Source organism: Nonomuraea sp. NPDC050202, assembly GCF_040656115.1.
In the GTDB taxonomy this organism is placed as follows: domain Bacteria; phylum Actinomycetota; class Actinomycetes; order Streptosporangiales; family Streptosporangiaceae; genus Nonomuraea.
In genome coordinates this window covers 34,875-54,257 of the sequence record NZ_JBFALF010000053.1, presented here as the reverse complement: position 1 = coordinate 54,257, position 19,383 = coordinate 34,875, and the positions used below count along the sequence as shown (strand labels likewise).

At 72.4% G+C, this 19,383-nt stretch carries 19 protein-coding genes; 12 read left to right on the top strand and 7 right to left on the bottom strand.

Going from position 1 to position 19,383, the window contains the following annotated elements:
* Window positions 1–2 precede the first annotated feature (2 nt).
* A complete protein-coding gene (locus tag AB0I79_RS57775) occupies window positions 3–560 on the bottom strand; it encodes a hypothetical protein (RefSeq protein WP_357893616.1) in 558 nt (185 codons plus the stop codon).
* Window positions 561–703: 143 nt separating this feature from the next.
* On the opposite strand from AB0I79_RS57775, the gene AB0I79_RS57770 reads away from it, so the two are divergent.
* The 7 genes from AB0I79_RS57770 (at window position 704) to AB0I79_RS57740 (ending at window position 7,290) form a co-directional block, all read left to right on the top strand.
* Complete coding sequence (locus AB0I79_RS57770) at window positions 704–1,333, top strand: helix-turn-helix domain-containing protein (RefSeq protein WP_185100440.1); 630 nt, start codon at window positions 704–706, stop codon at window positions 1,331–1,333.
* Between the two features lie 79 nt (window positions 1,334–1,412).
* On the top strand, window positions 1,413–2,585 hold the full coding sequence (locus tag AB0I79_RS57765) for a homogentisate 1,2-dioxygenase domain-containing protein (RefSeq protein WP_357893615.1): 1,173 nt from the start codon (window positions 1,413–1,415) through the stop codon (window positions 2,583–2,585).
* Complete coding sequence (locus AB0I79_RS57760) at window positions 2,582–3,340, top strand: hypothetical protein (protein ID WP_357893614.1); 759 nt, start codon at window positions 2,582–2,584, stop codon at window positions 3,338–3,340. The genes AB0I79_RS57765 and AB0I79_RS57760 overlap by 4 nt, the downstream gene beginning before the upstream one ends.
* Window positions 3,337–4,440 (top strand): fumarylacetoacetase, encoded by a 1,104-nt coding sequence (fahA, locus tag AB0I79_RS57755; RefSeq protein WP_357893612.1) that lies wholly within the window; start codon window positions 3,337–3,339, stop codon window positions 4,438–4,440. Before AB0I79_RS57760 ends, fahA begins: the two co-directional genes overlap by 4 nt.
* Before the next feature lie 124 nt (window positions 4,441–4,564).
* Window positions 4,565–5,704 carry an Ig-like domain-containing protein gene (locus AB0I79_RS57750; RefSeq protein ID WP_357893610.1) on the top strand — a complete coding sequence of 380 codons (1,140 nt, stop codon included), beginning with the start codon at window positions 4,565–4,567 and terminating at the stop codon, window positions 5,702–5,704.
* A 74-nt stretch (window positions 5,705–5,778) separates the two neighbouring features.
* Window positions 5,779–6,210 (top strand): NfeD family protein, encoded by a 432-nt coding sequence (locus AB0I79_RS57745; protein ID WP_357893608.1) that lies wholly within the window; start codon window positions 5,779–5,781, stop codon window positions 6,208–6,210.
* A 3-nt stretch (window positions 6,211–6,213) separates the two neighbouring features.
* Complete coding sequence (locus AB0I79_RS57740) at window positions 6,214–7,290, top strand: SPFH domain-containing protein (protein ID WP_357893606.1); 1,077 nt, start codon at window positions 6,214–6,216, stop codon at window positions 7,288–7,290.
* Between the two features lie 90 nt (window positions 7,291–7,380).
* Here the strand turns inward: AB0I79_RS57740 and AB0I79_RS57735 are convergent, their stop codons facing one another.
* The 4 genes from AB0I79_RS57735 to AB0I79_RS57720 all read right to left on the bottom strand — a co-directional run bounded on the left by AB0I79_RS57735 (window position 7,381) and on the right by AB0I79_RS57720 (window position 10,996).
* Complete coding sequence (locus AB0I79_RS57735) at window positions 7,381–7,962, bottom strand: hypothetical protein (protein WP_357893604.1); 582 nt, start codon at window positions 7,960–7,962, stop codon at window positions 7,381–7,383.
* Window positions 7,959–8,546 carry an RNA polymerase sigma factor gene (locus tag AB0I79_RS57730; RefSeq protein WP_357893602.1) on the bottom strand — a complete coding sequence of 196 codons (588 nt, stop codon included), beginning with the start codon at window positions 8,544–8,546 and terminating at the stop codon, window positions 7,959–7,961. The genes AB0I79_RS57735 and AB0I79_RS57730 overlap by 4 nt, the downstream gene beginning before the upstream one ends.
* 12 nt (window positions 8,547–8,558) lie before the next feature.
* Window positions 8,559–9,752 (bottom strand): Gfo/Idh/MocA family oxidoreductase, encoded by a 1,194-nt coding sequence (locus tag AB0I79_RS57725; protein WP_357893600.1) that lies wholly within the window; start codon window positions 9,750–9,752, stop codon window positions 8,559–8,561.
* Window positions 9,753–9,853: 101 nt separating this feature from the next.
* Window positions 9,854–10,996 carry an ROK family protein gene (locus AB0I79_RS57720; protein WP_357893598.1) on the bottom strand — a complete coding sequence of 381 codons (1,143 nt, stop codon included), beginning with the start codon at window positions 10,994–10,996 and terminating at the stop codon, window positions 9,854–9,856.
* A 160-nt stretch (window positions 10,997–11,156) separates the two neighbouring features.
* On the opposite strand from AB0I79_RS57720, the gene tdh reads away from it, so the two are divergent.
* From tdh to AB0I79_RS57695, 5 genes are read left to right on the top strand one after another with little or no spacing between them, the layout of a single operon-like run.
* Window positions 11,157–12,185 carry an L-threonine 3-dehydrogenase gene (tdh, locus tag AB0I79_RS57715; protein WP_357893596.1) on the top strand — a complete coding sequence of 343 codons (1,029 nt, stop codon included), beginning with the start codon at window positions 11,157–11,159 and terminating at the stop codon, window positions 12,183–12,185.
* Window positions 12,185–13,354: a glycine C-acetyltransferase gene (locus AB0I79_RS57710; RefSeq protein WP_357893594.1), complete on the top strand. Its 1,170-nt coding sequence runs from the start codon at window positions 12,185–12,187 to the stop codon at window positions 13,352–13,354. Before tdh ends, AB0I79_RS57710 begins: the two co-directional genes overlap by 1 nt.
* 36 nt (window positions 13,355–13,390) lie before the next feature.
* A complete protein-coding gene (locus AB0I79_RS57705; protein WP_357893592.1) occupies window positions 13,391–14,293 on the top strand; it encodes a LysR family transcriptional regulator in 903 nt (300 codons plus the stop codon).
* A gap of 58 nt (window positions 14,294–14,351) precedes the next feature.
* Window positions 14,352–14,498 carry a hypothetical protein gene (locus AB0I79_RS57700; RefSeq protein ID WP_357893590.1) on the top strand — a complete coding sequence of 49 codons (147 nt, stop codon included), beginning with the start codon at window positions 14,352–14,354 and terminating at the stop codon, window positions 14,496–14,498.
* A 23-nt stretch (window positions 14,499–14,521) separates the two neighbouring features.
* The gene (locus tag AB0I79_RS57695) at window positions 14,522–15,697 is read left to right on the top strand and encodes an MFS transporter (RefSeq protein ID WP_357893588.1); all 1,176 of its coding nucleotides are present in this window, start codon (window positions 14,522–14,524) and stop codon (window positions 15,695–15,697) included.
* Here AB0I79_RS57695 and AB0I79_RS57690 read toward each other — a convergent pair whose 3' ends face one another.
* Complete coding sequence (locus tag AB0I79_RS57690) at window positions 15,698–17,470, bottom strand: YfjP family GTPase (RefSeq protein ID WP_357893586.1); 1,773 nt, start codon at window positions 17,468–17,470, stop codon at window positions 15,698–15,700.
* A gap of 25 nt (window positions 17,471–17,495) precedes the next feature.
* A complete protein-coding gene (locus AB0I79_RS57685) occupies window positions 17,496–19,289 on the bottom strand; it encodes an ABC transporter (protein ID WP_357893584.1) in 1,794 nt (597 codons plus the stop codon).
* Window positions 19,290–19,383: the final 94 nt, after the last annotated feature.

Genomic DNA, 19,383 nt, shown 5'->3' with positions numbered 1-19,383 from the left:
ACTCAGACGATGATGAGCCGGACGACCACGCCGGCGCAGTTGCCCGCCACGCAGATGCGCACCGGCACCTCGGAGATGCCGGGCGCGGCGGGGACGCCGCCCACCTGGCCGTCGGGGCCGATGCTCACGCCCTCGGGCACCTTGTCGTGGTCGGTCACGGTGAAGGTGGGCACCACCCCCGCGGGGCCGCCGTTGATGCCGATCTCACCGCTCAGCGCCGTGCCGGCCTTGCCGGGGAAGGTCAGCTCGCGCGGCTCCCACGGCACGTTGGCCAGCACCACGAGCGTGACGTCCTGCTGGCGGCACGACGCCCCGGAGCAGACCTGCACGGTGGCGACGAACGTGCCGGAGCGCTGCGGTTTGCCGTACAGGCGGCCGCCCTGGTCGACCTTGACGCCGACCGCGAGGTAGGCGGGGCGGAAGGTGGCGCCCTTGGCGACGGGCAGCAGCGACTGGTTCACCTCGATGCCCACGGTGACGTAGAACGTGCTCTCCACCAGGCTCTGGTCGGCGGGCGTCTCGCGGGCCATCGGGACCATGGGCGTGGTGAGCGAGGGCATGGCAGGCGAAAGGGCGCACATCGCCAACCCGGCAAGCAGGAGAACCCACGTTTGCCGCATCATTACCCCCCTGCTCTTCTACGCCGATACGTACCCCCTTCACCGTCCCCTTCACAGCAGAGCGTGACTCCATAATCGGTCGCATGGCCGCTGAATCAGCTCAGACCCTGGAACGCGGGCTCCGCCTGCTCCGACTGCTCGCCGACGGCAAGGGCGGGCGCACGCCGACCGAGCTGAGCGCCGAGCTGTCGCTGAGCCGCCCCGTGGTGTACCGGCTGCTGACGACGCTGCTGGGCGAGGGGTTCGTGCGCAGGGACGCCGAGGGGCGGGTGCATCTCGGGTTCGGGGTGCTGGCGCTGGCGCAGGCCGTGCAGCCGCTGCTGCGCGCGGCGGCGGTGCCGACGTTGCGGCGGCTGGCCGAGCAGGTGGGCGCGACCGCGCACCTGACCGTGGCCGAGGGTGACGACGGGCTGGCCGTCGCGGTGGTCGAGCCGTCCTGGACGAAGATGCACGTGGCCTACCGCGAGGGCTCGCGCCATCCGCTGGCCAAGGGCGCGGCGGGGCAGGCGATTCTCGCCCTGCGGGAGGGGCGGCACGACTACTTCGTGACGGAGGGGCAGTTGCAGGAGGGGGCACGAGGCGTCGCCGCGCCCGTGACCGGGCTGCCGTGGCTGGAGGCGTCGGTGGGGGTGGTGACGTTCGGGCCGCTGGAGGAGTCCACGGGGCCGCGCGTGGTGGCCGCCGCCGCGGAGCTGGCCGCCGCTCTGGGTTGACATCTCCTCGCCGATGGCGGACGGTAGTTTCATATAGAGGACACTTACGTCCGATAGTCGGACAGGCATGGAGGGGCCGATGCCGTACTACCGGGTCGTGGGAGAGGTGCCGCGCAAGCGGCACACGCAGTTCAGACGGCCGGACGGCGGTCTGTACGCGGAGGAGCTGATGGGCGAGGAGGGTTTCTCGTCCGACTCCTCGCTGCTCTACCACCGCCACCTGCCTACCGCGATCATCAAGGCCGACGCGGTCACGCCGGCCGTGGAGACGCGGCTCGAACCCAACCTGCCGCTCTCGCCGCGCCACTTCCGCACCCAGGACCTCATCAGCGCGGGCGACCTGGTCACCGGCCGGATGACGCTGGCCGGCAACGGCGACGTCCGATTGTCGTACGCGACCAGTGACCAGCCCAGCGAGCTCTACCGCAACTCCATGGGCGACGAGTGCGTCTACGTCCAGCGGGGGCGGGCGCGCTTCGAGTCCACGTACGGCGTGATCGAGGCCGCCGAGGGCGACTACGTGGTGATCCCGACCGGCACCATCCACCGCTGGGTCCCGCAGGGCGGCCCGGCGAACGTGCTGGCCATCGAGGCGGCCGGGCACATCAGGCCGCCCAAGCGCTACCTGTCGCAGTACGGCCAGTTCCTGGAGCACGCGCCCTACTGCGAGCGCGACCTGCGCGCCCCGTCCGAGCCGCTCGTCGTCGAGGGCGAGGAGGTGCCGGTCCTGGTCCGCACGCGCGGCGGGCTGACCAGGCTCGTCTACCGCAACCACCCGTTCGACGTGGTGGGCTGGGACGGATACCTCTATCCGTTCGCGTTCAACATCGAGGACTTCGAGCCGATCGTGAAGAAGACGCACGCGCCGCCGCCGGTGCACCAGACGTTCGAGGGGCCGGGGTTCGTGGTGTGCTCGTTCTGCCCACGGCCGCTCGACTACCACCCGGAGGCCGTGCCGATCCCGTACAACCACCACAACGTGGACTCCGACGAGTTCATGTTCTACGTCGGCGGCGACTACTCGGCCCGCGCGGGCTCCGGCATCGACGTGGGCTCGATCTCGCTGCACCCGGCCGGCTTCACGCACGGGCCGCAGCCGGGAGCCGTGGAGGCGGTGATCGACGCCGTCTCGCGCGGCGTCACGACGACCAGCGAGGTGGCCGTCATGGTGGACACGTTCCGCCCGCTCGACCTCGGCCAGGGCGCACTGTCCTGCGAGGACCCCGGATACGCCTGGACCTGGGCACGATGAATCTCTACACCGCACTGGTGGACGACGCGGGCCTGTTCCCGCCGACGTCCCTGCACATGGACGAGGCCCTGAAGCGCAACCGGCGCGACCTGGAGCGGGGCAGCGAGGTGCTCACCCACCGCTTCCTCTGCCCGGCCAGCCGCCTGGAGCGGCTGCGCGGCATGGACTACCGGCCGCGCAGGATCGGGCTGATCGCGGACACCAGCACGCTGCCCGACTGGGGCGACCTGCCGGTCGACTACGTCGAGATGCGGCTGCCGCCCGACACCTCCGTAGAGGAGCTGGCCGGACGGCTGGAGTTGCGCGACGGCGTGCGGCTGTTCGCCGAGGTGCCCCCGCGCAAGATGGCCGTGGACGTGCCCGACGGCGTCGGGCTGAAGGTGCGCTGCGGCGGCACGACGGCCGAGGCGTTCCCGCCCGTCGAGCACCTGGGGCAGTTCATCAGGTCCTGCGCGGAGAGCGGCATCCCGTTCAAGGCCTCGGCCGGGCTGCACCACGCCGTACGCCACTTCGACCCCTCGCTCGGCGTGGACCGGCACGGCTTCCTGAACCTGCTGCTGGGCGTCTGCGAGGCCGTGGAGGGCCGCGACCCGGCGCCCGTGCTGCGCACGACCGACGTCGGCCATCTCGTACGGATGGCGAACGCCGTCCAGGAGGACACGGCACGGCGGGCGCGGCAACTGCTGGTGAGCTACGGCTCGTGCAACACCAGCGCGCCCATCGACGACCTGCGCACGCTGGGGCTGATCTCATGAGCTGGGATGTGGACAACCTGCCGTACGGCGTCTTCTCCTGCCCGGGGCAGGAGCCCAGGGTCGGCGTCCGGTACGGCGACAAGGTGCTCGACCTGGCCGCCGCCCTGCACGACGAGGTCTTCGCCGCCCCCTCGCTCAACCCGTTCATGGCCAGGGGCCGCGTGGCCTGGCACGACACCAGGGCCCTGATCAGGAACAAGCTCACCGGCGACCGGTCCGTCACCGAGCGGCACCTGATCCCGCTGGACCAGGTGCGGCTGCACCTGCCGTTCGAGGTGGCCGACTACGTCGACTTCTACTGCTCGATCGACCACGCGAGCAACATCGGCAAGATCTTCCGCCCGGGCTCGGAGCCGCTGCAGCCGAACTGGCGGCACCTGCCCGTCGGCTACCACGGCAGGTCGGGCACGGTCGTGGTGTCGGGCACGCCGGTCAGGCGGCCCCAGGGGCAGCTCGGGGCGGGGGTGTTCGGGCCGTGCCAGAAGCTCGACATCGAGGCGGAGCTGGGCTTCGTGGTGGGCGTGCCGACCACGATGGGCTCGCCCGCGGGGGCGTTCGAGGACCACGTGTTCGGGGTGACGCTGGTCAACGACTGGAGCGCGCGGGACATCCAGGCGTGGGAGTACGTGCCGCTGGGGCCGTTCCTGGCCAAGTCGTTCGCCACGTCGGTCTCGCCCTGGGTCACGCCGCTGGAGGCGCTGCCCAGGATCCCCGGCAGGGCCCAGGACCCGGAGCCGGCCGCGTACCTGCGCAGGCAGGGTGACTGGGGCCTGGACATCGAGCTGGAGATCCTGCTCAACGGCGAGGTCGTGTCGCGGCCGCCGTACTCGGCCATGTACTGGACGCCCGACCAGATGCTCGCCCACCTGACGGTGAACGGGGCCTCGCTGCGGACCGGGGACCTGTTCGCCAGCGGCACGATCTCGGGCCCCGAGCGGGGCGAGCGCGGCTCGCTCATCGAGCTGACCTGGAACGGCACCGATCCGATCAAGCTGTCGGGCGGCGAGACGCGCACGTTCCTGCAGGACGGCGACACGGTGACGATCCGGGCCACCGCTGGCGGGCTGACATTGGGCGAAGTTTCCGGAACTGTCGGATAGCTGACTCCGTGTGCTTGCACGGTGACTCCCCGCTACCCTGGGACCACCCCTTCCCTCGGAAAGCAGGAGTCACATGCGGCGTGCCGCGACGTTTTGTGTCGCCTTTCTCCTGGTCTGCGGGTGCTTGCTCCTGGTCGGTGGCTGCGGTTCCGGCGCGGCAGGGCCTCCGGCGGCGCCGCCCGTCGTACAGGTCTGGCCGCCGTTCGACTCCAAGCGCGCCCGGACCGATCGCGGCCTGGTGATCAGGTCGCAGGGCGGCACGCTCACCCAGGTGCTGGTCTACGAGAGCGGCGAGCCGGTGCCCGGCCGGCTCGACGACTCTCGCACGACGTGGCGCACCGACTGGACTCTCCGGCCCGGGGCCGAATACACGGTGACCGCCACCGCCACCCGCGAGGGCGCGCCCGCCACGGTCGCGATGGGCCGCCTGCGCACCCGCACCGCCGCCCGGACGTTCCAGGTGGCCACCACCGCGCCGCTGCCCGGCGAGACGGTCGGCGTGGGCATGCCGATCGTCATCGACTTCGACGCGCCCATCGAGGACAAGGCGGCCGTCGAGCGCGCGCTCGAGGTGCGGGCGCAGGCGCCGCTGGAAGGCGCCTGGCGGTGGACCTCCGACACGCAGGTGGTCTACCGCACCCGGCGGCTGTGGTCGTCCAGGCAGCAGGTCACGGTCACGGCGCACCTGGCGGGCGTGCGCGCGGGCGACGGCCTCTACGGCGCCACCGACTCCACCTTCGCCTTCACCGTCGGCCGCAGGCAGACCAGCACCATCGACACCAGGACCCATCAGATGGTCGTCCTGCGCGACGGCACGGTCGCCCAGCGCATGGCCATCAGCGCCGGCATGGCCACCACCACCGAATACACCACGACCAGCGGCATTCATCTGACCATGGACAAGGGAAATCCGGTGCGCATGATCTCCCCCGGCCGGCAAAAAGGTGATCCCGGTTATTACGACCTGATGATCGACCATGCCGTGCGCATTTCCAACAGCGGGGAATACGTGCACGCCAAGGACAACGTGTGGGCCCAGGGCCGGTCGAACGTCAGCCACGGCTGCGTCAACGCCAGGCCTGACCAGGCGGCCTGGTTCTACGCCTCCTCGCTGCGCGGCGACCCCGTCACGATCACGGGCACCGACCGCGTCCTCGAATGGGACAACGGCTGGGGTTTCTGGCAACTGCCGTGGGAGAAATGGCGGCAGGGCAGCGCGCTGCCGGAAATCGACGACCCAGGCGCGAGGGTCCCGCAGCGCTGATATCGGGACTACGGTAGAGGGAGGAGGAACCACTCGCGGATGCAGGCCCGTTGTCCCACCAGGAGGGCCAGGACATGGATGAATGGATCATCTGGATAATCCTCGCGGTCGTCCTCGGCGTGGCCGAAATATTCACGCTCACGGCCTCGCTCGGCCTGCTGGGCGCCGCGGCTCTGCTGACAGCCGCCACGGCGGCCCTCGGTCTGCCCGTGCCTCTGCAGTTGATCTTCTTCGCGGTGTCCTCCGCGGCCGGCCTGCTGGTGCTCAGGCCGATCGCGATGCGTCATATCAACCAGCCGCCGTTGCAGCGGTTCGGTGTGGAAGCGCTCGTCGGTAAACCCGCGTACGTCGTGTCCGAAGTGACGGGCCGCGACGGCCGCGTGCGCGTCGGGGGCGAGGAATGGTCGGCGCGTGCCTACGACGAGACGCTCGTGATCCCCACTGGGGCGACGGTCGACATCATCGAGATCGAAGGGGCGACAGCCCTCGTATATCCCCGGGAGTGACCCATGGATCCGCTGTTGCTGGTCGGACTGTTCGTCATACTTTTTGCCGTGATGACCCTGCTGAAGGCGGTGCGGATCATCCCGCAGGCCCGTGCCCGCAACGTCGAGCGCCTCGGCCGCTACCACCGGACGCTCAAACCCGGGCTCAACTTCGTCATCCCGTACATCGACCGCGTCTACCCCGTGATCGATCTGCGTGAGCAGGTCGTCTCCTTCCGCCCCCAGCCCGTCATCACCGAGGACAACCTGGTCGTCGAGATCGACACCGTCCTGTACTTCCAGGTGACCGACCCGCGGGCGGCGGCGTACGAGATCGCCAACTACATCACCGGCGTCGAGCAGCTCACCGTCACCACCCTGCGCAACGTCGTCGGCTCCATGGACCTGGAGAAGACCCTCACCTCCCGCGACACCATCAACAGCCAGCTGCGCGGCGTGCTCGACGAGGCCACCGGCAAGTGGGGGCTGCGGGTCAACCGCGTCGAGATCAAGGCCATCGACCCGCCGAAGACCATCAAGGACGCGATGGAGAAGCAGATGCGGGCCGAGCGCGACAAGCGCGCGGCGATCCTGAACGCCGAGGGCCAGCGGCAGTCGCAGATCCTCACGGCGGAGGGCGACAAGCAGAGCCGCATCCTGCGCGCCGAGGGCCAGCGCACGGCCGCGATCCTGGAGGCCGAGGGCCAGTCGCGCGCCATCGACCAGGTCTTCCAGGCGGTCCACCGCAACGACCCCGACCCGAAGCTGCTGGCCTACCAGTACCTGCAGGTGCTCCCGCAGCTCGCGCAGGGCGACGGCAACACGTTCTGGGTGATCCCGAGCGAGGTCACCTCGGCCCTGCAGGGCGTCTCGAAGGCGTTCACGGAGGCCCTGCCGCGCTCGGCGGCCACGCGGGACGAGGTGCCCGACACCTCGGCGGCCGACGAGGAGGCGGCCAAGGCCTCGGAGGCCGCGGCCGAAGCGGTGGCCGACGCCCAGGAGGCGGAGAGCCCGAACGGGCCGCGGCAGATCACTCAGGCGGTCAAGGAGCCGTCGCCCTTCCCCGACCTGGACAAGAAGCCTTCCGAGGCCGAGCGCTGAGCCTGGCGGCGCCTGCCGCGTGCGCGGCGGCAGGCGCCCTCGCCCTTCCCCGCCCCGGCGAGGGCGCCGTTCCTGGGAGCCGCGCCCCGATCAGTGCGACAGCGGCGCCTCGGTGGTGTCCACCAGGGTGCACTCGGCGATCGGCCCCTCGCCCACCCGGGCCCAGATCCCCGCGATGACCCCTCCGTTGTTCTCCGACACGCTGAACTCCAGGACCCCCGTCCGGTCCGGCCCGATCACGCGGGGATCGATGACGAAGCCCGGCCCGGCGTCCTCGGGCGTGGGGAACACGTGCAGCGGGGCCTCCTCCGTGCTGAGGAAGTGGCTGCTGCGGGGCTGGGGCTCGCACTTCTTGCCCTGGGGGATGTAGTCCACGACCACGTTCGCCCCCATGTCGCGCAGGTCCGCCTCCAGCTTGTCCGGGTCCTTGGCCTCCCTGATGTCGATGTGGATCAGCCCGTCAGGCAGCTTGGACACCGCGTAGGCGGGCGAGCCGCCCAGGAACAGCGGCACCGCCACCGCCGCGGCGGCCGCCAGCCCCAGGGCGGGGGCCAGGACGGTGAGGCGGGGCAGGCGGCGCCTGCGCGGGGTCGCGTCGATCTCGGTCATCACGAACTCCTTGAGCAGTCGGTGACGGCCCTCGGGAAGATCGCGTTCAGCCGGCATGTTCATCGGATCTCCTCCTTCGCCGGGCCTTGGTCACCTACTACCTGTCGGCTGCCGGGAGGGGGTTCCCCCGCGTCGGCGAGTTTCTTGCGGGCCCGCGAGAGCCGCGAGCGCACCGTGCCCACCGGGATGCCGAGCGCCTCCGCCGCCTGGGCGTAGTCGAGCCCGGCCCAGACGCACAACGCGAAGACGTCCTGCTCCTGGCGGCGCAGCCGCCCGTACGCCGCGCGCACGGCGGCCAGGCGCTCGGCGTCGTCGATGCGGCCCACGACCTCCTCGGCGAAGTCCGGCACCGTCTCGCCCCTGGGCATCCTGGCCAGCGCGTCGTCGTGCCTGCGGGCGGCCCGGCGCACGTTGCGGTGCACGTTGGTGGCAATGCCCAGCAGCCAGGGCCGCAGCGAGCCGCCCTCGGGATCGATCCGCTCCCGTAAGCGCCAGGCCTCCAGGAAGGTCAGCGCCATCACGTCCTCGGCGGTGGACCAGTTGCCGGTCAGCCGGAAGGCATGGTTGTAGACGGCCTTCGCGCATTCGTCGAAGAGCCGTCCGAACGCCTCTTGGTCGCCGGCACGGATGCGGGCGCGTGTCGACATATCCACATATGTCTACTGTCCGGACGCGCTCCCCGGTTCCGTCTGGCCGCGGTCGAAGTACGCCGCCAGGTCCGCGTCCAGGGCCGGCACGTCGTACGGCATGCCGCCGTCCCGCAGCGACATCGTCGCCATGTACCCGGCCGCCACGCTCATCCTGGCCGCCACCGGCGAGGTGTCGGTCGCCCCGCCTTCCCTGACGAACCTGAGGAACTCCGTGACGATCTCCATGTCCGCGCCCCCGTGCGAGCCCGTCGCCGCCGGCACCCTGTACGCGATGTCGCAGTCGTCCCGGTACCCGGTGGGCCCGGTGTTCCACACCTTGACCGTGTCCCCGGGCCCGTCGCCGAAGTTCTCCAGGCGGCCCTCGGTGCCGATCACCGTGTAGTTGCGCACGTAGTCGGGCGAGAAGTGGCACTGCTGGTAGGCCGCGATGACCCCGTTGTCCAGGCGCATGTTCATCACCGACACGTCCTCGACGTCCACGACGTGGTGCAGGTTCCTGCGTGCGGTGGGCGGCCACTCGTACTCCTGGAGCCAGCCGTCGGGCCGCGGGGTGCCGGGCGCGCGGCGCGGCAGGTCGCCGTGGAGCATGAGGTCGCCCAGGGCGTTCACCCTGGTCGTGTAGCCGCCGGCGAGCCAGTGGATCACGTCGAGGTCGTGCGCCGCCTTCTGCAGGAGCAGGCCGGTGGTACGGGTGCGGTCGGCGTGCCAGTCCTTGAAGTAGTAGTCGCCCCCGTACGAGACGAAGTGGCGCACCCAGACCGTCTTCGGCTCGCCGATGACGCCCTTGGCGATGATGTCGCGCATCAGCCTCACCACGCCCATGTGCCGCATGTTGTGCCCGACGTACAGCCTGGTGCCGCTCTCGCGGGCGGCGCGCAGGATGTTGTCGCAGCCCTCCACCGTGATGGCCATCGGCTTCTCCAGGTAGACGGCCTTGCCGGCGCGCAGGCAGTCGATGGCCAGGCGCTCGTGCGTGTCGTCGGGCGTGTTCACCACGACGGCGTCGAGGTCGGGCCGGTCGAGCAGCTCGCGGTAGTCCTCGGTGAGGAGTTCTGCCTCGAACTTGCCCGCCTGCCTCTTGAGCACCGCCGGGTCGGAGTCGCACAGCGCGGCCACCACCGCGCCCTTGCCGGGCCGGTGCGCCGCCAGGGCGAGGCTGGTCCGCAGGCCGAGGCCGATGACTCCGATGCGCAGGTCTTCCACGGGGGTTCCTTCCGACAGCGCCGATTTATCCAAGAAGCCAGCTTAAATCATGCGGTTCTACGCAAACATGATTGGTATGCCCTCTTTTCCGGCAGATCTCTTCACGGCGCGGGCGTAAAGAGCTGCCGGTCGGCATGCTCGAGCGCCAGCCTGACCGCCCCCAGCGCGATGCACTCGCCGCCGAGACCCGAGGCCACCACGACCGGCGGGTAGAGGCAGACCTCCGCGAACCTCTCCCTGATGGGCTCGATGAGCAGGTCACCGGCCCTGGCCAGGCTGCCGCCGATCACCACCATCTCCGGGTCCAGCGGGTTGACCACCGTGATCAGGCCCTCGCCGAGATGGCGGGCGAAGTCCCTGACGGCACGCACGGCCTGCTCGTCGCCCGCTCGGGCCCGCTGGATCGCGAACTCGGCGGCCTCGCGCTGCGAGCGCATCTCCCCGGGCTCGACCGAGATCGCGTAGTCGGTCATGTGCCGGTAGGCCCGCCAGTGGTCGCCGGGCTGCCGCCCGATCTCGCCCGAGGCGGCGTGCGCGCCGCGATGCGGCCTGCCGCCGATGAGCAGCCCCAGCCCCAGCCTGCTGCCGGTGAAGAGGTAGACCACGTCCTGGCGGCCCCGCGCCTGGCCGCGCCAGTGCTCGGCCAGCACGGCCAGCCGCATGTCGTTGTCCACCAGCACCGGCGCGGGGATCCTGCGGGACAGCTCGCCCCGCAGGTCGAGCCCCGTCCACCCGGCCAGCGCGACGCTCTTGACGACCCTGCCCGAGCCGTCCACCGTCCCGGTGGTGCCGACGCCCACGGCGGCCACGTCCGGCACCGTCAGCCCCGCCTCGGCCACCACCGCGCCGACCAGCTCCGCGATGGCGTCGAGCCGGTCGCCCGCGGGCGCCGAGGGGTGGCCGGGCACGCGGCGCGCGGCCACGACGGCGCCGTTGAGGTCGGTGACCATGGCCCGCAGCCCGGACGCGCCCACGCCGACCCCCACCACGTGCCCGGCCGCCGCGCGGAACCGGAAGCGCCTGGCCGGCCGCCCGCGCCGGCGGTCCCCCTGCTCCTCGCCGCACTCCTCCGCCCACCCCTCGGCGAGCAGGTCCTCCACGACGACCTCGGCGGTCGGCCTGGATACGCGGGCCGCCCTCGCCAGCTCCGACAGCGTGGCCACCTCGGTCTCGCGCAGGATGCGCAGGATCGCCGCCGAGTTGAGCCTGCGCAGGAGAGAGGCGTCACCGCCCTGCTGTCGCACCTGACCTCCAACCGCTTATTTCAAGAAGTTTGTCTAATTCTGCCAGGTACGGCGGTCGCGTGAAGCAGAGCTGTGGGGGCACTTAAGAACTCCTCGATGGACACGTCCCGTGCCTGGCGGGCACAGTGCACTAGGTTCGTAACGGCGAAAGTGGGGGGCCATGAAAGCGCTGGTCAAAGAGCGGGCCGAGGCCGGCCTGTGGCTGGTGGACGTGCCCGAGCCCGAGGTCGGTCCCGGCGAGGTGAAGATCCGGGTGCTGCGGACCGGCATCTGCGGCACAGACCTACATATTCGGAAATTTGACGATTGGGCGCGGCACGCGCTGGAGCTCCCGCTCATCGTCGGGCACGAGTTCTCCGGTCACGTGGTCGAGGTGGCGCCGGGCGTCGAGGACATCGCCGTCGGCGACCTCGTCAGCGGCGAGGGACACATCGTCTGCGGCAAGTGCCGCAACTGCATGGCCGGCCGCAGGCACCTGTGCGCCAACACGATCGGGCTCGGCGTCAACAGGGACGGCGCCTTCGCCGAGTACGTCACGCTGCCCGCCTCGAACGTCTGGGTGCACCGCGTGCCCGTCCACCCCGACGTGGCGGCCATCTTCGACCCGTTCGGCAACGCCGTGCACACCGCGCTGTCCTTCCCCCTGGTCGGCGAGGACGTGCTGATCACCGGCGCCGGCCCGATCGGCCTGATGGCGGCGGCCGTGGCCACGCACGTCGGCGCGCGCAACGTGATGATCACCGACGTCAGCGACGAGCGCCTCGACCTGGCCGGCAAGCTCGGCGTCTCCCTCGCCCTGAACGTCTCCCGCTCCTCGATCGCCGAGGGCATGCGCCAGCTCCACCTGCGCGAGGGCTTCGACGTCGGGCTGGAGATGTCCGGCAACCCGGTGGCCGTGCGCGACATGATCGCCAGTATGGCCCACGGCGGGAAGATCGCCATGCTGGGCCTGCCCGCCGAGGAGTTCGCCGTCGACTGGTCCACCATCGTCACCTCCATGATCACGATCAAGGGTGTGTACGGCCGGGAGATGTACGAGACCTGGTACAACATGTCCGTCCTGCTGGAGAAGGGCCTCGACCTCTCCCCCGTGATCACCGACCGGTTCTCGTACCGGGACTTCGACGCCGCCTTCGACACGGCGGCCAGCGGCCGGACCGGCAAGGTCATCCTGGATTGGAGTCTGTGATGTTCACGAACGTGCGCCAGCAACTGCGTACGACGCTCGACGAGATCACCGAGGCGGGCCTGCTCAAGCCCGAACGCGTGATCTCCACCCCGCAGAGCTCCCAGGTGAGCGTGGCCGGCCGCGAGGTGCTCAACTTCTGCGCCAACAACTACCTGGGCCTGGCCGACGAGCCCACCGTGGTCGAGGCCGCCAAGCAGGCGCTGGACCGGTGGGGGTTCGGCATGGCCTCCGTACGCTTCATCTGCGGCACCCAGGAGGTGCACAAGGAGCTCGAAGCCCGCCTGTCCGATTTCCTCGGCATGGAGGACACCGTCCTCTACAGCTCCTGCTTCGACGCCAACGGCGGCGTGTTCGAGACCCTGCTCGACGCCCAGGACGCGGTGATCTCCGACGCGCTCAACCACGCCAGCATCATCGACGGCATCCGCCTGTCCAAGGCCCAGCGCTTCCGGTACGCCAACCGCGACATGTCCGAGCTGGAGGCCCGCCTGAAGGAGGCGTCGCAGGCGCGGCGGCGGCTGATCGTCACCGACGGCGTGTTCTCCATGGACGGATATCTCGCGCCGTTGCGGGAGATCTGCGACCTGGCCGAGCAGTACGACGCCATGGTCATGGTCGACGACTCCCACGCCGTCGGCTTCGTCGGCCCGACCGGCCGCGGCACCCCCGAGCTGCACGGCGTCACCGACAGGATCGACATCATCACCGGCACGCTCGGCAAGGCCCTGGGCGGGGCCAGCGGCGGCTACGTCGCGGCCCGCAAGGAGATCTGCGAGCTGCTGCGGCAGCGCTCGCGCCCGTACCTGTTCTCCAACTCCCTCGCGCCCGTCATCGCCTCGGCGTCGCTGCGCATCCTCGACCTGCTGGAGACCTCGAACGAAGCCCGCGAGCGGCTGCGCACCAACACCGCCCGCTTCCGCAGCGAGATGACCAGGAACGGGTTCGACATCCTGCCGGGCGACCACCCGATCGTGCCCGTCATGATCGGCGACGCCGCCGAGGCCGGCGCCATGGCCGAACGCCTGCTCGACCTGGGCATCTACGTGATCGGCTTCTCGTACCCCGTCGTGCCGCACGGGCAGGCCAGGATCCGCGTGCAGCTCTCGGCCGCCCACTCCGAGCAGGACGTGGACCGCGCCGTCCAGGCGTTCGCCCAGGCACGGGGCTGAGCCCTCGCTCGCCGGCGAGCTGAGTATCCTCGCTGCGTGATAGACACGCGGCGGTTGCGTACGCTGCGCGCGGTGGCCGACCACGGCACGGTCACCGCCGCGGCGGCCGCTCTGCACCTGACGCCTTCCGCCGTGTCCCAGCAGCTCGTGGCGCTGGAGCACGAGGTGGGGCACCGCCTGCTGACCCGTGACGGGCGCGGCGTGCACCTCACCGCCGTGGGCAGGATCATGCTGGGTCACGCGAACCAGGTCCTCGCCCAGCTCGAACGCGCCGAGGCCGAGGTGGCGGCGTACACGACGGGCGAGGCGGGCGAGGTCACCGTGGCCTGCTTCGCCACCGCGATCAGCGCCGTGCTCTCCCCCGCCATCGCCGCCCTGCGCGAGACGTCGCCCGGCGTGCGCGTACGCGTGCAGGACGCCGAGGGCGACCACAGCCTGGCCATGCTGCTGGACGGCCAGGCGGACCTGGCCATCACCGTGGAGTACCGCGGTGCCCCCGACGCCGCCGACCCCCGGCTGTCGCGCCGTCCGCTGTACGCCGAGCCGTTCGACCTGGTGCTCCCCCGCGACCACCCGCTGGCCGGCTCGGCCACGCTGGTGTCGCTGGCCTCCGAGACGTGGATCGGCCCCTACCCGGGCAACCCGGTGCACGACGTGATCACCTTCGCCTGCCAGCAGGCGGGCTTCACGCCGGGCCTGGTGCACTGCTCCGACGACTTCCGCGCCGTGGTCGCCCTGGTCGGGGCGGGGGCCGGGGTGGCGCTGGTGCCACGGCTGGCGCTGCGCGACATGGCGCTGTCCGGGGTGGTGGTGCGGCAGACGCCGGGCCCCGAGCGCCGCGTCTTCGCCGCCGTACGCCGCGGCTCCGACGCCCATCCCCTCCTGCGCCCGCTCCTCGCGGCCCTCCGCGAGGTGGCCGGATCCCTCGGAACGGGCTGAAACACTCCGCCCATCCGCGCTCGTCGGCAACGACGACGGCAGCGACCTCAGGACCTCGGTGCCCGGCACCTGGCACGTCGACGGCGGCTTCCTCACCGAGCCCGGCGTGGCCACCCTCTCGGTCTCGGAGACGCCGATGCCGGAGGAGGAGATCACCTTGCGGAACGAGAAGTCGCAGAGAGCGTACGGCTGCTCCATCTTCTGATCTTCAGGGGTAGCGTGCGGCACATGACACGGAACGGGCCGGGCGGCCTCCCCTACCGGAGGTTGCTCGGCCTGCCCGGGGTCGCGCCGCAGGCCGTGCTCGGGTTCCTGGCCCAGCTCACGCAGCAGGTGGCGCCCGTCGGGATCGTGCTCGTGGCGCAGGGCGCGAGCGGTTCGCTGGCCCTGGCGGGGGCGGCGACGGCGGCGTTCTCCGTCGGGGCCGGCATGGGCCGGCCGGTGCAGGGGCGGCTCATGGACCGCCACGGGGCCAGGATCGTGCTGGCGGGCACCGCCCTCCTACACGTGGCGGCCCTGCTGGCGCTGCTCGCGAGCGCGCGGCCCGGCTCGCCGTGGTGGCCCATGGTGGTGCTGGCCTGGATCGCGGGCATCGGGCTGCCGCCGGTCTCCGTCAGCATGCGGGTCGAGTGGGGCCGCAGGGTCGCCGGCGGGGGCCGCACGGCCGCCTACAGCCTGGTCTACCTGGTGCAGGAGCTGGCCATGCTCACCGGGCCGTTGGTGTTCGGGCTGCTGATCGCGGTGGCCTCGGCGTCGCTCGCGCTGGGCCTGGTCGCGGGGGCGGCCGGGGCCGGCACGCTGGCCTTCGCCCGGGCGCTCCAGGCGGGCGGGGACGGGCACCGGCGCGAGCGGGGGCGGGCCTTCGCCGACCGCCGGATGCTGGTGCTGATGGCCGTCGTGCTGCTGCACGGCGGCACCTTCGGGGCGCTGCAGGTGGGGCTGCCCGCGCTGGCCACCGCCCGCGACGTGCCCGCCGCCACGGGGGTGCTGGTGGCGGCGCTGTCGCTGGGCGGCATCACGGGGGCCGCCGCCTACGGGGCCCGCGCGTGGCGCGCCCCGGCCCGGGTGCGGCTGGTGGGGCTGATGCTGCTGCTCGGGCTCGCGCTGGCGCCGCTGGTGCTGATCGAGCCGCTGCCGGTGTTCTGCGTGGTGCTGTTCGCCGGCGGGCTGGTGCTCAACCCGGCGCTGACCACGTCGTCACTGCTCGTGGACGAGTACGCGCCCACCGCGCAGGCGGAGGCGTTCGGCTGGGTCTCGACCGGGCTCGGGGTGGGCGGCGCGGCGGGAGCGGCGGTGGCCGGGATCGTCGGGGAGCGCTTCGGCCACGGCGCTCCCTTCCTGGCGGGCGCCGCGTTCGCGCTGGCGGGGGCGGTGCTGGCGACCCCGCTGCTCCGGCGCCGCTGATCAGGTGGAGGCGCGGGCCAGCTCCAGAGCCTCGGTGAAGCGCGCGTACGTGTCCAGCTCCGCCTCCACCGGCTCCAGCACGAGCTTTCTGCCGACCCCGCCGATGGACTCGCGCAGCGCCCTGGCCGTGCGGCGGGCCCTGCGCCTGCCGCCCGCCCAGGCCGCCAGCCTCGACAGCAGCGCGATCAGCACCCCCGCCAGCGCGCCGCCCACCAGCAGCACCGTCGGCCACGGCACCACCCCGGCGGTCGGCAGCGGCGGCTGAGGCAGGCGCAGGTAGTCCATCCCGAACAGCACGCCCAGCCACAGGGCACCGGCCAGCATGGCCGCGAACACCAGCCACTGCAGCACGTTCACGGCCCGCCACCACCGCGGCCGCCTCGTGCCGACGGCGGACGTCGTGGCCACCGCCCGGTCCACCGCGTCCGCCAGCTCCTGAGCGCGTGACCTGGCCGCCTGCCGCACCGCCACCGCCCACGCCGCGGGCAGCCCGGCAGCCGCCACCTCGCCGACGTCCCTGACCGCCGTCTCGACCTGTGCCCGCTGCACGGCCGACGCCGCCGGCACGGACGTACGGCCGACGATCTCCCCGCCCGCCTGCCCGCCGCCCGATCGGCCCCTGGGCGCCATGCCGCCGAGCCGCAGCCTGCGCAGGGGATCGGGGCGGAACTTCCTGATCCACCTGGTGACCGGCCATCCGGTGGCGACGACGGCCCGGTGCCGGTGCCCCTTCGCCACGGCCTCCACGACCACGGGCACCCCGGCCGCCGCGCACAACGTACCGGTGAGCGCCCGCTCCGCCCCGGCCACGCGCTTGGCGACGCCGCCGCTCCTCGCCTGCGCCTCGCCCTCACCGGACGCCCCCGCCCCGCCGGGCTCCTCCCGCCCGAGCGCCAGCGCCCCACGCTCCGCCACCGCGCCGGCCGGGGGAAGGCCTGGCATGTCGCCGTCGTCCTCCACAGCCTGTGGAGGGCCGGCGGCGGCGAGGCTGCCGGCGGCGGTGGTGATGTCGGCGGCCACCCGGGCCGACCAGGACCTGCGTTCCGAGACCCGCTCCCCGAGCAGCGCCCGGAGCTCGTCCATGCCCCGCCCCGTACGGGCCGAGACGGCGAGCACCGGGATCCCCGGCAGCCCGTCGTCGTCCAGGAGGCGGCGCAGGTCGCGCAGGCAGCGCTCCACCGCGTCGGCCGGCAGCCGGTCGACCTGGTTGAGCACCACGACCATCACGTCCCGGTGCCCGGCCAGCGGGCGCAGGTATCGCTCGTGGAGCGCGGCGTCGGCGTACTTCTGCGGGTCCACCACCCACACCAGCAGATCGACCTGCTCCACCAGCCGGTCCACCTCCAGGCGGTGGGACAGCCGGATGGAGTCGTGGTCGGGCAGGTCCAGCAGGACGAGCCCGGACAGGCCCGGGTCGGCGGCGGAGTGGCGGCGCGGGATGTCCAGCCAGTCCAGCAGCGGCCCCGCGCCCTCGCCGTCCCACAGCGCCGCCTGGGCGGTCGAGGTCGTGGGCCTGGTGACGCCCACGTCCGCCAGGTTCTCACCAGCCAGCGCGTTGTAGAGCGAGGACTTGCCGCTGCCCGTGGCTCCGGCCAGGGCGGCCACGGTGTGGTCGATGGAGAGCTCGCGGCGTACCCCGGCGCGTTCCGCCACGGCACGCGCGCCCGACACCGCCCGCTCGGACAGCCGCCCCTCGCCCAGCGTGGCCGCCTCCAGCAGGGCGGCCAGCCGGGAGTCGAGCGACGGCCCTTCCTTGCGCCGCAGCAGCTTCACGGCCCCTCCTCGCGCCGCAGCAGCTTCACGGCCTCTCCTCCGGCGTGTCCCCGGCCTCCGGTACGTCCTTCACCCTTGTCACGTCCGCAGCCCCCAGTACGGGCAGCTCCGCCGTCACCGCCGCGGGCAGCTCGGCGCGGTGGTCGCGGATGCGTCCGGCTGCCGCGCGCAGTGCCTCCGCCGTGCCCCGGGGCGGCTCCACCGGCTCCAGCCGGGCGGTGAACCTGGCCGCGTCCTCATCCAGCAGCCCGCGCACCCGTTCCCGCAGGTCCTCCCTGGCCCGCGCGGTCAGCGACCGCACCGCCTGGTCGCCGAACACGGCCTCCAGCAGCTTCTGCGACAGCACGCTCGTCCCGCCCGCGATCCCCACCTCGATCCCCGTCAGCCCGCCCGTGGAGGCGAACACGGCCAGCATGAGCAGCAGCCCGGCCCCGTTCACCCCGAACGAGGCCACCCTGGCGGTGGTGCGCCGTTCGGCTCCCTCCTCGCGGACCAGGTCGAGGACGTACTCCTGCCATCCCCGCACCGCCGACTCGGCCCGCTTGGCGAGGTCGGCCGAGGCGCGCCCGAGCCGGGCGGACTCGACGGCCCCGAGCCGTTCGAGGAGACCGGGGCCGCCGGGCGCGGCCGACCAGCCCTCCAGGGCTCGCTCGGCGGCCCCGTCGGCGGCGCCCCTGATCAGCGCCTCGACGCCGCTCTCCAGCGCGTCCCTGAGCTGGACCTCCGGCATCCGTCCCGTGAAGAAGCCGACGACGCGGTCGCGCAGCCATCCGACGCGGCTCTCCAGGGTGCGCATGAGGTCGCCGGTGCCGATGAAGTCCTGCCAGCGGGCCAGCACCTCGCCGCGCAGCAGCGAGCCGTCCCGCATGCCCTCGTCGAAGTCGGCCATCCCGCCCGCGTACGCGCCCGCCACGATGGAGCGCAGCCCGTCGAAGGCGGCCTGCTGGCGTTCGACGGCGGCGGCCAGCGAGGGCACCCGGGTGGCCAGGCTGTCGAGCGCTCCGGACAGCGTCTGGCGGACGACCCGCGAGCGTTCCGCGGCGTCGGCGGCCAGGCCCGTGAGCCAGGAGGAGATGTCCTCGACGAAGGCGGCGGGCAGCCTGGCCTTCTCGTCGGGCAGCGCCGCCTCGGGCACGGTGAACAGCCGGCTGCCTTCGAGGCCGTTCTCGGCGAGCAGGCGGGCGAGGTCGCGGGAGACGGGCTCGACGGCCTCCGGGGGCACCCGGTCGAGCACGACGGCCAGCGCGGTGCTGCGTTCGCGGGCGGAGCGCAGGAAGCTCCACGGCACCTCGTCGGCGTACCGGGCGGCGGTGGTGACGAACAGCCACAGGTCGGCGGCGGCGAGGAGCTGGGAGGCCAGCTCGCGGTTGGCGGTCACCACGGAGTCGATGTCGGGCGCGTCGAGCAGCGCCAGCCCCGCTCCCAGCGCGGGCGAGGTCACCACGCGCAGCGCACCCGGGCCTTCGCCGGTGGCGCGGGACAGGCCGGGCAGCACGTTCTGGCCCATGAACCAGGAGCGGTCGGCGGGGCTGACCACGAGCGTGGGCACCAGCGTGGTGGGGCGCAGCACGCCCGGCTCGGCCACGTCCGTGCCGACCAGCGAGTTGACCAGCGTGGACTTGCCGGCGCCCGTCGAGCCGCCGACGACGGCGAGCAGCGGGGCGTCCAGGGCGCGCAGGCGGGGCAGCAGGTAGTCGTCGAGCTGGCCGGTCAGCTCGCGCAGCGCGCGCCGGTCGGCGTCCGCCTCGCCGACCGCCAGCGGGAACAGCTCCCTGTCCAGCGGTCGCCGCAGCGACTCCAGCGCGTGCAGCAGGTCCATAGGACCACGCTAACCCCGTTTTCGGCCGGTCCAGGGGACTGACCCGCATTCCGCCTCACCCGCCGCACCGCCGTGCGGGTCCTGCCGGGCTCGG

Excerpts from the sequence above, each read along its gene's own strand:
- AB0I79_RS57775 (WP_357893616.1), bottom strand. The coding sequence starts at position 560 with ATGCCCTCGCTCACCACGCCCATGGTCCCGATGGCCCGCGAGACGCCC.
- AB0I79_RS57770 (WP_185100440.1), top strand. The coding sequence starts at position 704 with ATGGCCGCTGAATCAGCTCAGACCCTGGAACGCGGGCTCCGCCTGCTC.
- AB0I79_RS57765 (WP_357893615.1), top strand. The coding sequence starts at position 1,413 with ATGCCGTACTACCGGGTCGTGGGAGAGGTGCCGCGCAAGCGGCACACG.
- AB0I79_RS57760 (WP_357893614.1), top strand. The coding sequence starts at position 2,582 with ATGAATCTCTACACCGCACTGGTGGACGACGCGGGCCTGTTCCCGCCG.
- fahA (WP_357893612.1), top strand. The coding sequence starts at position 3,337 with ATGAGCTGGGATGTGGACAACCTGCCGTACGGCGTCTTCTCCTGCCCG.
- AB0I79_RS57745 (WP_357893608.1), top strand. The coding sequence starts at position 5,779 with ATGGATGAATGGATCATCTGGATAATCCTCGCGGTCGTCCTCGGCGTG.
- AB0I79_RS57740 (WP_357893606.1), top strand. The coding sequence starts at position 6,214 with ATGGATCCGCTGTTGCTGGTCGGACTGTTCGTCATACTTTTTGCCGTG.
- AB0I79_RS57735 (WP_357893604.1), bottom strand. The coding sequence starts at position 7,962 with ATGAACATGCCGGCTGAACGCGATCTTCCCGAGGGCCGTCACCGACTG.
- AB0I79_RS57730 (WP_357893602.1), bottom strand. The coding sequence starts at position 8,546 with ATGTCGACACGCGCCCGCATCCGTGCCGGCGACCAAGAGGCGTTCGGA.
- tdh (WP_357893596.1), top strand. The coding sequence starts at position 11,157 with ATGAAAGCGCTGGTCAAAGAGCGGGCCGAGGCCGGCCTGTGGCTGGTG.
- AB0I79_RS57710 (WP_357893594.1), top strand. The coding sequence starts at position 12,185 with ATGTTCACGAACGTGCGCCAGCAACTGCGTACGACGCTCGACGAGATC.
- AB0I79_RS57695 (WP_357893588.1), top strand. The coding sequence starts at position 14,522 with ATGACACGGAACGGGCCGGGCGGCCTCCCCTACCGGAGGTTGCTCGGC.
- AB0I79_RS57685 (WP_357893584.1), bottom strand. The coding sequence starts at position 19,289 with ATGGACCTGCTGCACGCGCTGGAGTCGCTGCGGCGACCGCTGGACAGG.